Below are 12661 nucleotides of genomic sequence, written 5' to 3'. Positions count from 1 at the left end.
TGTGGAAGGAGGGCTACAAGTAGAACATGGCCTTGGCCAGGAAGACGATGCCCACCATCAGGCCGAGCACGATCCGATGGGTATGCCGGAACCGGCACGGGTCCATCCTGCCGTGGCGCATCGCCCACATCGTGTTGACGAACACGCCGAGCACCCCGAACGCGAGCAGCACCTTCAGCAGCAGCCAGTTGCCGAAACGCGAACCGACGCAGGCGAAGCCGTCGCAGCGGAGGTCGAACAGCGCACCGCCGCTGACGAACAGCAGGACCACCACCACCGGCATGAACTTGCGCACGCGCGCCATCAAGGCCTGCTCGATGCGCTGCACGGTGGCCGCATCGAAGTGCCGGTGGAACGATTCCACCACCAGCACCTCGAACGCCACCGCGCCGACGAACACGATGGCGCAGGACAGGTGCAGCAGCACAATCCACGGATACCAGGCCGCCATGGCGGATCCCCTGTGCAAATGAGAGGCCTGCAGGCTCCGCCGCCAGCCGTGCCACCGCCATGACCTGCATCATGGCCTGCCGCATCGTGCGCGGGCAGGCGCATGCAGGCGATCCAGCCGGCCGCCGCTGCCTGCGACAATTCGTGCCGTGCCGACGCGACGCCAGCTGACTTGAATCAGGGAGGGCGTCGGGCCTCGCCCCCAGCATGCGCGCATCCTTACAGGGAGATGCGCAATGAGCAGTACCCGAAAACTCTGGCTCGGCCTCGCGGCCTTGCTGGTCGCGTCCTTTGCCGTGCTGCTGTGGGTCGGCAGCCTGGTCCACCAGCAGGCTCCGCCCTTGCCGACGGCGGTGGTCACCAGCGGCGACGAGACGCTGTACACGAAGGGCGACATCGAGCTGGGCCGCGAGGTCTGGCAGAGCATCGGCGGCCAGCAGCTCGGGTCGATCTGGGGCCACGGCGCGCTGCTGGCGCCGGACTGGAGCGCCGACTGGATGCACCGCGAGGCGGTCGCCATGCTGGAGCTGCTGGCGCACGACCGCGGCGCCGCCTCGTTCGACTCGCTCGATGCCGAGCACCAGGCCGCGCTGAAGGCGCGCGTGCAGGCGGAAGTGCGCACCAACACCTACGACCCGGCCACCGACACCATCAAGGTGTCGCCACTGCGCGCGCAGGCGATGATGGTGGTGGGCGCGCACTACATGAGCCTGTTCAGCAACGATCCGGCCACCGCCAGGCTGCGCAAGGTCTACGCGATGCGCGACAACACCATCGCCGAGCTGGATCATCGCCGGGCGGTCACCGCGTTCTTCTGGTGGGTCAGCTGGGCCACCACCGCGGACCGCCCGGGCAGCACCATCAGCTACACGCAAAACTGGCCGTACGATCCGCTGACCGGCAACACGGCCACGCCGGCCAGCTTCATGTGGTCGGTATTCAGCGTGCTGTTCCTGATCCTCGGCATCGGCCTGCTCGGCTGGCACCATGCACGCCAGGTGAGCCACGAGCCGCTGCCGCCGATTCCGGCACGCGACCCGCTTACCGAGCTGAAGCCGACGCCGTCGATGAAGGCCACCGGCAAGTATTTCTGGACCGTGCTGGCGTTGTTCCTGGCGCAGATCCTGCTGGGCGCCACCACCGCGCATTACCAGGTGGAAGGCCAGCAGGCCTATGGCTTCGCGCTGGCCAACTACCTGCCGTACAGCCTCACCCGCACCTGGCATACCGAGCTGGCGGTGCTGTGGATCGCCACCGCGTGGCTGGCCACCGGCCTGTACATCGCTCCGCTGATCTCCGGCCATGAACCGAAGTTCCAGCGGCTCGGGGTGAACTTCCTGTGGGTCTGCCTGCTGGTGATCGTGGTCGGCTCGTTCGCCGGCCAGTGGTTCGCGGTGATGGACAAGATGGGCCTGCAGTACAACTTCTGGTTCGGCCACCAGGGTTGGGAGTACACCGACCTCGGCCGCTTCTGGCAGATCTTCCTGTTCATCGGGCTGATGCTGTGGCTGTTCCTGGTCGGCCGCGCGCTGTGGCCGGCGATGCGGGGCGACAGGGAGGGTGCGTCGATCGTGGGCCTGCTGTTCCTCTCCACCGTGGCGATCGGCCTGCTTTACGGGGCCGGGCTGATGTGGGGCGAGCACACCCACATCGCGATGGTCGAGTACTGGCGCTGGTGGGTGGTGCACCTGTGGGTGGAAGGCTTCTTCGAGGTATTCGCCACCGCGGTGATCAGCTACCTGTTCGTCAAGCTGGGCCTGCTGCGCGTGGGCAGCGCCACCACCAACGTGCTGTTCGCCACCATCGTGTTCATGGCCGGCGGCGTGCTGGGCACCCTGCACCACCTGTACTTCAGCGGCACCACCACGGCGGTGATCGCGCTGGGCGCCAGCTTCTCGGCGCTGGAAGTGGTGCCGCTGGCGATGATCGGGCTGGAAGCCCACGACACCTGGAAGAAGCAGCACGCCGCGCCGTGGATGGCGCGCTACCGCTGGCCGATCATGTTCTTCGTGGCCGTGAGCTTCTGGAACCTGATCGGTGCGGGCCTGTTCGGCTTCCTCGTCAACACGCCGATCGCGCTGTACTACATGCAGGGCCTCAACCTCACCGCCACCCACGCCCATACCGCGCTGTTCGGCGTGTACGGCATGCTCGGCCTGGGCCTGATGCTGTTCTGCCTGCGCGGCATCAAGCCGCAGGCCGAGTGGCGCGAAGGCTGGCTGCGCGGCTCGTTCTGGTGCCTCAACATCGGCCTGTCGATGATGGCCACGCTGACCCTGCTGCCGCTGGGCATCCTGCAGCTGAAGGCGGCTCTGGAACACGGCTACTGGTTCGCCCGCTCGGCCGAGTTCATGGATCGCCCGCTGATCCACCTGCTGGTGTGGATGCGCGTGCCGGGCGACACCCTGTTCGCCGTCGGCGCCCTGCTGATCGCGGTGTTCGTCGCCTCGCTGTGGCTGTTGCCGAAGCGCCGGGCGGCAAGCCTGCCGTTGCCGCAGGGCACCATCGAAAGCGCGTGACAAATCATTTGCATGACGCACGTCAGGGCGCGCCGCGAGGCGCGCCCTGATCCTTGTCCCGAATCCCGAATCCCGAATCCCGAATCCCGAATCCCGAATCCCGAATCCCGAATGTTCGAGTTCTATCCGCAGATCAAATGGGTGCACATCGCCTGCGTGCTGGCCAGCGGCCTGCTGTTCGCCTTGCGCGGCCTGCTGGTGCAGGCCGGCCACGGCGGCGCCGCGCAGTGGGAACCGGTGCGCTGGCTCAGCTACGCCATCGACACCACCCTGCTCACCGCCGCGCTGATGCTGGTAAGCATCCTGCCTGGCGCGATGTTCGCCAACGGCTGGCTCACCACCAAGCTGGTGCTGCTGGTCGCCTACGTCGCGCTGGGCACGCTGGCGCTGAGGCGGGCGCGCACGCCGCGCTCGCGACGGATCTTCTACGTGGCCGCGCTGGCCACCTACGTCTACATGCTCGGGGTGGCCCGCATGCATCATCCGCTGGGCTGGCTGCACGGTTGGCTGGCATGAGCGCGGCGCAACCCTTCCCCACGGAAGAGCCGCGCGACCACGCGCTGGACGCCTGCTTCCTCGGCCCCTACGGCGAGAACGACACGCTGCTGGAAAAGCTGCTGGTGGAGTTCCTGCGCGACCACGTGTACTGGCGGCGCAACTTCCACCCGGAGGATCCGCCGGCGATCGCCACCACCGCCGCCCATCACCCGGACTATCTGGCCTTCGAATCACGCATGCGCCGCGAGCTGCACCAGCTCTCCGCCGCGCTGAAGAAGTCGGTGCCGTTCCACAGCCCGCGCTACATCGGCCACATGGCTTCCGACCTGCTGCTGCCGGGACTGGCCGCGCAGATGCTGACCCTGCCGTACAACCCCAACAACGTCAGCGAGGATGCCGCGCCGGTCACCGTGGATCTGGAGGTGCAGGTGGGCCTGCAGCTGGCGCGCATGCTCGGCTACCCGCACGATCCCGCGCAACCGGCCTGCGCGTTCGGTCACCTCACCTCCGGGGGCACCCTGGCGAACTACCAGGCCTTGCGGCTGGCGCTGGCGCTGAAGGCGTTCCCGGTGGCGCTGCGCGCGGCCGGCGTGCCGGAGCTGCCGCTGCCGACGGACGCCTGGGCCGCGTTCAACCTTTCCACCGTCGACGGCATCGCCCTGCTGGAGGCATGGCAACGCTGGCTGGCCGCGCAGCCGCCGGCACAACGCGCGCACTGGCTGCAGCGGGTCGAGCAGGAACGCATCGAGCAGCGCGGCCTGGCCGGCTTCTTCGCCGCGCATCCGCAGCTGCGCGTGCCGCTGGTGCTGGCGCCGGTCACCGCGCACTACTCGTGGAGCAAGGGACTGAAACTGCTCGGCCTCGGCCGCGACCAGCTGGAGCTGCTGCCCACCGACGGCATGCGGCTGGACCCCGCCGCGTTGCGCGACACGCTGGAACGCTGCGCGCGCGAGCGCCAGAGCGTGCTGATGTGCGTGGCTGTGCTCGGCGGCACCGAGTACGGCACCATCGACCCGCTCGACGCGGTGCTTGCCGCGCGGCAGGCATCACGCCGGCGTGGACTGGACTTCGCCGTGCACGTGGACGCCGCCTGGGGCGGCTACCTCGCCACGCTGTTCCGCCACGAGGACGGCACGCTGCGCACGCGCGACGACGTGGCCGCCGACTACACGCAGTTCCCCACGCCCGCAGTGCACGCGGCGTTCGCCGCACTGGGCGACACCGACTCGGTCACCGTCGATCCGCACAAGCTCGGCTATCTGCCCTACGGCAGCGGCGCCTTCATCTGCCGCGACCACCGCGCGATGGCGTTGCTGGCCGAACGCGCCGACTATGTGTTCCATGCCGCCACGCCCGCCGGCTACCTGGCCCGCTATCGCAGCCTCGGCCAGTTCATTCCGGAAGGCTCGAAATCCGGCGCGGCGGCAGCCGCGGTCTACGTGACGCACAAGGTGCTGCCGCTGGACCATGCCCACTTCGGCCGACTGCCGCGCGCCACCGTGCGTGCGGCCGAAGGCTTCCACGCCCGCGCGCAACGCTTCGCGCTGGAACTGGCCGACTGCGTGCACGCGCTGGTGCCGTTCGCGCCGGACAGCAACCTGGTCTGCCTCGCGCTCAACCCGCACGGCAACACCTCGGTGGCGACGGCGAACGCATTCGTGCGCGCCCTGCATGATGAACTGCGCTGCGACCCGCAGCAGCCGCTGCAGACCAGGGAGTTCTTCGGCTCGGTGACCAGCCTTCGCCCGGAGATGCTTGGCCCGGCGCAGACGGCGCGCATCCTCGGCGCACTGGGCCTGGACCCGGCCAGCTTCGTTCCCGGCGACGACCGCCTGCTGATCCTGCGCCACACGCTGATGAACCCCTACCTGATCGACCGCGAAAACGGCATCAGCTACATCGACCGCTACTTCGACTTCCTCGGCCGGCGCGTGCGCGCCCTGCGCGGCACCGCCGGTTCCCGCCCATGATCACGGAGCCTTCGATGGACAGCGTTCTGCGCCTGGTCAACCCGCAACGCGAGACCGATCGCCGCTGGGTACACAGCGCGCTGGCCAAGCTGGCGCAGGAGGCGGCGCGTTCGGCCGACACCCACCTGCTGAAGCTGAACTTCCCCGGCTTCCACGGCATCGACTTCTACTTCAAGGACGAGGCCGCGCACCCGAGCGGCAGCCTGAAGCACCGCCTCGCCCGCTCGCTGTTCCTGTACGCGCTGTGCAACGGCCGCCTGCGCGGCGGGCAGACCGTGGTGGATGCCTCCTCCGGCAGTACGGCGATCTCCGAGGCGTGGTTCGCGCGCCTGCTGGGCCTGCCGTTCATCGCGGTGATGCCGGCCTGCACCGCGCCGGGCAAGATCCGCGACGTGCAGGCGCTGGGCGGCGAATGCGACCTGGTCGAGGATCCCGCCCAGGTGCATGCGCGCGCCGCCGGGCACGCCGCGCGCGGTGCCTGCCACCTGGACCAGTTCGGCCTGGCCGAACGCGCCACCGACTGGCGCGGCAACAACAACATCGCCGAGTCGATCATCGGCCAGCTCGCGCTTGAAGCGGAACCCGAGCCGGCCTGGATCGTCTGCGGCGCCGGCACCGGCGGCACCTCGGCCACCATCGGCCGCTACCTGCGCTACCGCCGGCTGTATACCCAGCTGTGCGTGGCCGAACCGGCCGGCAGCGGCTACGTGCACGGCTGGCGCACGCGCGATGCGCGCGCGGTGGCCAGCCAGCCCACCCTGATCGAGGGCATCGGCCGGCCGCGGGTCGAACCGGGCTTTTTGTTCGATGTGGTCGACCGCGTGATCGAGGTGCCCGATGCCGCCTCGATCGCCGCCGCCTGGCTGCTGGAGGAGCTCATCGGCCACCGCTATGGCGGCTCGTCCGGCACCAACCTGGTCGCCTGCCTGCAGCTGGCCGCCTCGATGCGCGCCCGCGGCGAGCGCGGCAGCATCGTCAGCCTGCTGTGCGACCGCGGCGAGCGCTACGCGCAGACGCTGTTCGATCCGCCGTGGCTGGCGGCGCGCGGCATCGACCTCGCACCGTGGAGCGCGGCGCTGCGCGACAGCCTGGCCAGCGGCCGCCTGCCGCTGCCGGCCGGCACCGCGACGTGACCTTCGCCCTCCTCGGCTACGGCCGCTTCGGGCAGGCCTTCGCCGGCCTGCTTCAACAGGCGGGACACCCGGTGCGCGTCTTCGACCCGCAGGCCGGGGTGCCCGCCGACCTCGCCGCGCCGTCGGCCGCGGCGGCGGTCGACGGTGCGGCGTGGGTGGTGCTGGCGATGCCGGTGCCGCACCTGCGTGAAGCCCTGCTCGCGCTGCGCCCGCAGCTGCAGGCCGGGCAGACCGTGCTCGACGTGGGCAGCGTGAAGATGCACCCCTGCGCGACGATGGACGAACTGCTCGGCGCGCAGATCCCGCACGTCGGCACGCATCCGCTGTTCGGGCCGCTCAGCCTGGCCCGCGACGAACGGCCGCTGCGCGCCGTGGTCTGCCCCGCGGCGGATCATCCGCAGGCGGCGGTGCGCGCCGGCGGGCTGTTCCGCGAACTCGGCTGCGAGGTGATCGAGCAGGACCCGGCCAGCCACGATCGCGCCATGGCGATGACCCACGCGCTGGCGTTCTTCATCGCCAAGGGCCTGGTCGATCTGGGCGTGGACGACGGCACGCCGGTGGCGCCGCCCTCGTTCCAGGGCATGAAGCACATGCTGGCCGCGGTACGCGGCGACGCCGGCCACCTGTTCGCGGCGATCCAGCGCGAGAACCCGTTCGCCGGCGAAGCGCGCGCGCAGTTGCTGGCGCAACTCGAACGGCTGCATCGGCAGCTGCTGGCGGATGTGGACGACGACCGCCTGGCGATCCCCGCGCCGTCCGCGTGAGCCTTCCGCGGCGCGGACGCCAGCCGCGGCTGAAACTTACGAGGGCACCGGTCGATACGCGCCCGTCGTGCGCGCCCGCCTCACCCGTGCATCGTGGATTCCGGCGCCGTCCCCAGCACCGCCAATGCTTCGCGCAGCTCGACCTGCAAGGCCTGCCACGAGCGCTCCCATTGACCTTCATGCGGCTTCGCCAGGCCAAAGCGCTGGAGCATCGCGTGGGCCCGCGCAAGCCGTATGCGCAGCGCCGCGGCTTCCGCCAGCACTCGTTCGTGCTCCTCCTTGCCGACCATCAGGATCCTGCGGTCGCGGCACACCCCAATGCATGGCTGCGGCGCTTCGATCTTGCCGCAGCCGACGCATTGCCAGGCTTCGATCCAGTCGGCCATTGCCGGGATCCACTCACGGCTCGTCGTGCATCACGTGCTCGACCGGGGCCGCCTTGTCCCAGCCAGGGTCGTTGAAGTATTCGGGGTAGTGCGCGATCGCCGCGCGCATGTCGGCCACCGCCGAGACCTTTTGCGGGTCGGCCTTCAGCGCCTGCGCCGCGGTGAGCAGCGGCACCAGGATGCCGTGCAGCGCGGCATCGGGTTCGGCCGACAGCTTGCAGTTGGCGAACATGTAGGTCACCGCGCTTTCCACCTCGGCGGCGCGATCAGCAGCCATCGGCGCGCTCATGTGGCCCATCTCGTAGTGGGCGAGCGCAGCCACCGCGGTGTTCGCGCGGCGCATGCCTTCGCGCAGCGGGGCATCCGGCGTCCAGCGCTGCGCCGGCAGCGGCGCGGCGGCGCTGGCGGCGTGGGCCGCGTGGCTGTCGTGGACATGCTGGGGGGCCGCCTGGGCCACGGCGGCGAGGCCGAGGGCGCAGGCGGTGGCGAGGACGATGCGGGCGGCTTTCATGCGGAATGCTCCGGCGGGCGGCGCGGACGCCGCGGATGCAAGGATGCTAGCGCGCGGCGGGCACGCCCCGGACTGACCGGGATCAAGCCGGCGGCACCTGCGACAAACGGCCATCCGGCCCGACCCGGCGCTGCATCCACGCGTAGTACAGCAGCGGGATCACCAGCAGGGTCAGCGCGGTCGACACCAGGATGCCGAAAATCAGCGACACCGCCAGGCCCTGGAAGATCGGGTCGTCGATGATGAAGAAGCCGCCGATCATCGCCGCCAGGCCGGTCAGCATGATCGGCTTGGCGCGCACCGCCGCGGCGTCGATCACCGCCTCGCGCAGCGGCCGCCCGGCGGCCAGCGCGTGGTTGATGAAGTCGATCAGCAGGATCGAGTTGCGCACGATGATGCCGGCCAGCGCGATCATGCCGATCATCGAGGTGGCGGTGTACTGCGCGCCCACCAGCGCATGCCCGGGCATCACGCCGATCACGGTCAGCGGGATCGGCGCCATGATGATCAGCGGCACCACGTAGCTCCTGAACTGGCCGACCACCAGCAGGTAGATCAGCAGCAGGCCCGCCGAGTAGGCCAGGCCCATGTCGCGGAACGTCTCGTAGGTGATCTGCCACTCGCCGTCCCACTTCACCGAGGCGTCGGTGGTGTCGGTCGGCTGGGCGATGAAATGCTGCTGCAGTAGTTGCCCCGCCACCTTGTCGTGGCCGAGCTTGCCGACCAGCGAGAACATGCCGTACAGCGGACTGTCGGTGCTGCCGGCGTCGTCGCCGGTGACGGTGGCGTAGGGCAGCAGGTCCTTGTGCCAGATCGCCATTTCCCGGCCCGCCGGCTGCACGCGGACCACCTCGGACAACGGCACCAGCGCGCCGCCGCGTGCACGCACGCGCAGGGCCAGCAGCTGGCTCATCGCCGCCTGGTCGCCCGCGCCCAGGCGCAGGCGGATCGGCACCGCGTACTTCGCATGGCCGTCCATCAGGTAGCTGGCGTCGTCGCCGGACAAGGCGGTGCGCAACGCCTGCGTGATGGTGGCCTGGTCCAGCCCGAGCCGAGCCGCGCGGGCACGATCGACCACCAGCACGTCGCGCGGCGCATCCGCCTCCACGCTGGTATCGACGTCGACGATGTCCGGGTTGGCCTTGAAATCCTGCTCCAGCCCCCGCGCGACCTTGCGCACGGTGGCGTAGTCCGGGCCGTACACCTCGGCCACGATCGGCGCCATCACCGGGGGCCCGGGCGGCACTTCGACCACCTTCACCGAGGCGCCGTAGCGCGCGCCGATCTTCGCCAGCGCCGGGCGCACGGCCAGCGCGATGGCATGGCTCTGGCGCGAACGCTCGTGCTTGTCGACCAGGCTCACCTGCAGGTCGCCCACGATCGGGCCGCTGCGCAGGTAGTACTGGCGCACCAGCCCGTTAAAGGTGATCGGCGACGCGGTGCCGGCGTAGCCCTGCCAGTCCTTCACCTCGGGCACCTTCGCCACCGCCTGCGCCAGCTCGCCGAGCAGGCGGTTGGTGCGCTCCAGCGTGCTGCCTTCGGGCATGTCCACCACCACCTGGAACTCGGACTTGTTGTCGAACGGCAGCATCTTCAGCACCACCGCCTTGACCACCACCAGCCCCACCGCCGCCAGCACCAGCAGGCCCATCACGGCGAACAGCTGGCGGCGGCGGCGCGGCGCGCGCGCGCCCTGCAGGAACGGCGACATCAGCCGGTGGAACAGCCGCAGCAGCCGGCCGCCGGCCGCCTCGTGCGCACCGGCCGCGGCGCCTTCGCCGGCGGGAGGGTGGTGGCCGAGCAGCCGCAGCGCCAGCCACGGCGTCACCACCAGCGCCACCGCCAGCGACAGCAGCATGCCGGCCGAGGCGTTGATCGGGATCGGCCGCATGTACGGCCCCATCAGGCCGGACACGAACGCCATCGGCAGCAGCGCCGCGATCACCGTGAAGGTGGCCAGGATGGTCGGCCCGCCGACCTCGCCGACCGCCTCGGGAATGGCCTCGCGCAGCGTGCGCCCGCCCAGCGCCATGTGCCGGTGGATGTTCTCCACCACCACGATGGCGTCGTCGACCAGGATGCCGATCGAGAAGATCAGCGCGAACAGCGAGACGCGGTTGATGGTGAAGCCCATCGCCCACGAGGCGAACAGGGTCAGCGCCAGGGTGACGATCACCGCGCTGCCGACCACCACCGCCGCGCGCCAGCTCAACGCCAGCAGCACCAGCAGCACCACCGAGAAGGTGGCGAAGATCAGCTTGTGGATCAGCTTGTCCGCCTTGTCGGTGGCGGTCTGGCCGTAGTCGCGGGTGACCACCACGTGCACGCCGGTGGGGATCACCACGTTCTGCAGCGCGGCCAGCCGCTGGCGGATCGCGCCGGTGATGTCGGCGGCGTTGGTGCCCGGCTTCTTCGCCACCGCAATGGTCACCGCCGGCGCGTTGCCGGTGGCGGGGCCGGCCTTGCCGGCCGGCGCGCCGAACCAGGCGTAGCTGTCGGGCAGGTCGGCGCCCGGGCGGATCGTGGCCACGTCGGAGAGGAACACCGGCTGCCCGTTCTTCAGGCCGATCACCAGTTGCGACACTTCCGCCGCGTCGGCGAGGAAACGTCCGGCGGTCACCGGCACGTCGCGGTCGCCGCCCACCCGGTCGCCGGCCTGGGCGACCGTGTTGGCCGCCTTCAGCGCGTTCGACAGGTCGCCCGGGGTCATGCCGTACGCGGCCAGCTTCGCCGCATCGAGTTCTACCACCACCGCGCGGGCCGGCGCGCCGATGGTGTAGACGTCGCGCGTGCCGGGCACGCGCTTCAGTTCGGTCTCCAGCGTGTGCGCCACCTCGGCCAGCTGCACCGGCCCCTGCGCGGGGTCGTCGCTCCACAGGGTCAGCGCCATCACCGGCACGTCGTCGATGCCCATCGGCCGCACCAGCGGCGGCCCTACGCCGAGGCCGGGCGGCACGAAGCCCTGGTTCTGGAACACCTGGTTGTACAACCGCACGATCGCCGCCTGCCGCGGCACGCCGACCTGGAACTCCACCGTCATCACCGCCATGCCGGGCTGGCTCACCGAGTAGACGTGCTTGACGCCCTCGATCTCGGCCAGCTTCTGCTCCAGCGGGAACGCCACCAGGTTCTCCACGTCGCGCACGTCGGCGCCGGGAAACGGCACCATCACGTTGGCCATGGTCACGTCGATCTGCGGCTCTTCCTCGCGCGGCGTGATCATCACCGCGACCAGCCCCAGCAGCAGCGCCGCGATCGCCAGGATCGGGGTCAGCGGCGCATCCTGGAAGGCGCGGGCAATGCGGCCGGAGAAACCGAGCCGGGACCCGCTCATGGCGTGGCTCCGCGGCGGTGTCCGGCCAGCCAGCGCGCCGCCGCGGCCGGATCGGTGGCGACGCGCTCGCCGTCGTCCAGCCCGGCCAGCACCTCGACCCGGTCGCCGTAGCGATGGCCCAGGCGCAGCTGGCGCAGCGCCACGTCGTGCTCGCCCAGCACGTACGCGCCCACCAGCTCGCCGCGCTGCACCAGTGTGTCTAGCGGCAACAGCAGGCGCTTCGCCTCGCCGCTGGTGAAGGCGACCTTCACCGTCATGCCCGGATACAGGCCGGCGCCGTCGCCGGGCAGCTCCAGCCGCACGCTGAAGCTGTGCGTCTGCGGGTCGGCATAGGGAAACACGGTGACCTTGCCGGCCGCCACGCGGCGGCCGTCGTCGAGCACCACCTCGGCGGCGTGGTAGCGGCGGATCGCGGCGATCGCGCTCTGCGGCACCTGCACACTGACCCGCAGGTCCTGCAGCGACGCCAGCGCGATCAGCTGTTGCGGCGCCGGCGGCCCCGCCTGCACCGCCTCGCCTACCTGCACGAAGCGGCGGGTGACGATGCCGTCGTACGGTGCGCGCAGCACGGTGTAGTCGAGTTGCTGGCCGACCTGGCTGGACTGCGCGCGGGCCGACTGCAGCGCCGCCAGCGCCGCGTCGCGGCGGGCGCGCTCGGCATCGAGCTGCGCCCTGGAGACGAAGCCCTTCCCGTAGATTTCGGCGAAGCGCTGGTAGGAAGCGTCCGCCTCGGTATAGGCCGCCTGCGCCGCGGCGATCTGCGCCTGGGCGGCGCTGCGCGCGGACTTCTGCTCGACGTCGCTGAAGCGCACCAGCACGTCGCCCTTGCGCACGGCGTCGTTGACGTCGTAGGGCAGCTCGGTCACCCGCGCATTGGTCTGCGCCGAGATCACCGCCTCGTGCACCGCCTCCACCACGCCATCCCAGGCCTGCTCGTCGTGCGCCGGCTCCGCATGCACGGTCAGCGCGGCCAGCGGCGGCGGCGTGGCCGCGGCGGGCGGCGGCGCCGTGCGTCCGCAGGCCGCGAGCGCAGCCACGGCGAGCGCGACGGCGGCAAGGTGCGCGGCGCGCCCGATGAGGTGCTTGCGGTGCATGA

Annotated in this window: 10 protein-coding genes; 5 read left to right on the top strand and 5 right to left on the bottom strand. The window is 70.6% G+C overall.

Going from position 1 to position 12661, the window contains the following annotated elements:
* Positions 1–13: 13 nt before the first annotated feature.
* Entirely contained in the window at positions 14–451 is a 438-nt protein-coding gene (locus DEO45_RS14825; protein ID WP_114345162.1) for a CopD family copper resistance protein, read from the bottom strand.
* 235 nt (positions 452–686) lie between these two features.
* Between DEO45_RS14825 and DEO45_RS14820 the strand changes: the two genes are divergently transcribed.
* The 5 genes from DEO45_RS14820 (at position 687) to DEO45_RS14800 (ending at position 7334) form a co-directional block, all read left to right on the top strand.
* Complete coding sequence (locus DEO45_RS14820) at positions 687–2969, top strand: nitric-oxide reductase large subunit (protein ID WP_114345160.1); 2283 nt, start codon at positions 687–689, stop codon at positions 2967–2969.
* A gap of 111 nt (positions 2970–3080) precedes the next feature.
* On the top strand, positions 3081–3485 hold the full coding sequence (locus DEO45_RS14815) for a SirB2 family protein (RefSeq protein ID WP_114345158.1): 405 nt from the start codon (positions 3081–3083) through the stop codon (positions 3483–3485).
* A complete protein-coding gene (locus DEO45_RS14810; protein ID WP_114345156.1) occupies positions 3482–5437 on the top strand; it encodes a pyridoxal phosphate-dependent decarboxylase family protein in 1956 nt (651 codons plus the stop codon). The genes DEO45_RS14815 and DEO45_RS14810 overlap by 4 nt, the downstream gene beginning before the upstream one ends.
* Before the next feature lie 14 nt (positions 5438–5451).
* Complete coding sequence (locus DEO45_RS14805) at positions 5452–6570, top strand: PLP-dependent cysteine synthase family protein (RefSeq protein WP_114345237.1); 1119 nt, start codon at positions 5452–5454, stop codon at positions 6568–6570.
* On the top strand, positions 6567–7334 hold the full coding sequence (locus DEO45_RS14800) for a prephenate dehydrogenase/arogenate dehydrogenase family protein (RefSeq protein ID WP_223250893.1): 768 nt from the start codon (positions 6567–6569) through the stop codon (positions 7332–7334). Before DEO45_RS14805 ends, DEO45_RS14800 begins: the two co-directional genes overlap by 4 nt.
* 80 nt (positions 7335–7414) lie before the next feature.
* Here DEO45_RS14800 and DEO45_RS14795 read toward each other — a convergent pair whose 3' ends face one another.
* The 4 genes from DEO45_RS14795 to DEO45_RS14780 all read right to left on the bottom strand — a co-directional run bounded on the left by DEO45_RS14795 (position 7415) and on the right by DEO45_RS14780 (position 12659).
* Positions 7415–7720, bottom strand: coding sequence for a hypothetical protein (locus DEO45_RS14795; protein ID WP_114345151.1), 306 nt, complete (start codon positions 7718–7720; stop codon positions 7415–7417).
* 13 nt (positions 7721–7733) lie between these two features.
* Positions 7734–8231, bottom strand: coding sequence for a DnrO protein (locus DEO45_RS14790; RefSeq protein WP_114345149.1), 498 nt, complete (start codon positions 8229–8231; stop codon positions 7734–7736).
* A gap of 82 nt (positions 8232–8313) precedes the next feature.
* Entirely contained in the window at positions 8314–11565 is a 3252-nt protein-coding gene (locus DEO45_RS14785) for an efflux RND transporter permease subunit (RefSeq protein WP_114345146.1), read from the bottom strand.
* Entirely contained in the window at positions 11562–12659 is a 1098-nt protein-coding gene (locus DEO45_RS14780) for an efflux RND transporter periplasmic adaptor subunit (protein WP_114345235.1), read from the bottom strand. Before DEO45_RS14780 ends, DEO45_RS14785 begins: the two co-directional genes overlap by 4 nt.
* Between the last annotated feature and the right edge of the window lie 2 nt (positions 12660–12661).

It is taken from the genome of Rhodanobacter denitrificans (assembly GCF_003335105.1).
Classification (GTDB): Bacteria; Pseudomonadota; Gammaproteobacteria; order Xanthomonadales; family Rhodanobacteraceae; genus Rhodanobacter; species Rhodanobacter denitrificans_A.
The sequence above is the reverse complement of the archived record's forward strand: the minus strand, read 5'-3'. Positions and strand labels throughout refer to the sequence as shown.

Coding starts and splice junctions, on each gene's coding strand:
- DEO45_RS14825 (WP_114345162.1), bottom strand. CDS start 451: ATGGCGGCCTGGTATCCGTGGATTGTGCTGCTGCACCTGTCCTGCGCC.
- DEO45_RS14820 (WP_114345160.1), top strand. CDS start 687: ATGAGCAGTACCCGAAAACTCTGGCTCGGCCTCGCGGCCTTGCTGGTC.
- DEO45_RS14815 (WP_114345158.1), top strand. CDS start 3,081: ATGTTCGAGTTCTATCCGCAGATCAAATGGGTGCACATCGCCTGCGTG.
- DEO45_RS14810 (WP_114345156.1), top strand. CDS start 3,482: ATGAGCGCGGCGCAACCCTTCCCCACGGAAGAGCCGCGCGACCACGCG.
- DEO45_RS14805 (WP_114345237.1), top strand. CDS start 5,452: ATGGACAGCGTTCTGCGCCTGGTCAACCCGCAACGCGAGACCGATCGC.
- DEO45_RS14795 (WP_114345151.1), bottom strand. CDS start 7,720: ATGGCCGACTGGATCGAAGCCTGGCAATGCGTCGGCTGCGGCAAGATC.
- DEO45_RS14790 (WP_114345149.1), bottom strand. CDS start 8,231: ATGAAAGCCGCCCGCATCGTCCTCGCCACCGCCTGCGCCCTCGGCCTC.
- DEO45_RS14785 (WP_114345146.1), bottom strand. CDS start 11,565: ATGAGCGGGTCCCGGCTCGGTTTCTCCGGCCGCATTGCCCGCGCCTTC.
- DEO45_RS14780 (WP_114345235.1), bottom strand. CDS start 12,659: ATGCACCGCAAGCACCTCATCGGGCGCGCCGCGCACCTTGCCGCCGTC.